This is a genomic window from Microvirga sp. P4_G7 (genome assembly GCF_056401005.1).
The window spans coordinates 1-675 of the sequence record NZ_JBFUKD010001115.1 but is presented as its reverse complement, the minus strand read 5'-3'; the positions used below and the strand labels follow the sequence as shown (position 1 = coordinate 675).

Sequence of the window (675 nt, the reverse complement as noted above, 5' to 3'; positions counted from 1 at the left end):
CATCCGGGGCCTGTCGTCACCCTCTACGAGTTCGAACCCGCTCCGGGGATCAAGTCGGCGCGTGTCATTGCCCTTTCCGACGATATCGCGCGTTCGATGAGCGCCGTCTCAGCGCGGGTGGCTGTCATTCCCGGTCGCAACGCCATCGGCATTGAATTGCCAAATGAGGTTCGCGAAACCGTCTTCCTTCGCGAGCAATTGGCGAGCGATGATTTCCGGATCTCGAAGCAGAAGCTTCCCCTGTGTCTTGGCAAGACCATCGGGGGCGAGCCGGTGATCGCCGATCTCGCGCGCATGCCGCATCTCCTCGTCGCCGGCACCACCGGTTCGGGTAAATCCGTCGCCATCAACACTATGATCCTGTCCTTGCTCTACCGCTTCACGCCGGAAGAGTGCCGCCTGATCATGGTCGATCCCAAGATGTTGGAATTGTCGGTCTATGACGGCATTCCGCATCTTCTCACCCCCGTCGTCACCGATCCCAAGAAGGCCATTATCGCCTTGCGTTGGGCGGTGCGGGAGATGGAGGATCGCTACAAGAAGATGTCGAAGCTCGGTGTGCGCAACATCGACGGCTTCAACACGCGGGTGTCGGAAGCCAAGGCGCGCGGCGAGGTCATCACCCGCACGGTGCAGACCGGGTTCGACAAGCAGACCGGACAGGCGGTCTACGAG

At 60.9% G+C, this 675-nt stretch carries 1 protein-coding gene; it reads left to right on the top strand.

The genetic code is table 11. From position 1 onward, the window contains the following. The coding region (locus tag AC1DT3_RS23370) for a DNA translocase FtsK (protein ID WP_477467539.1) at positions 1-675 on the top strand (675 nt) is incomplete at both ends.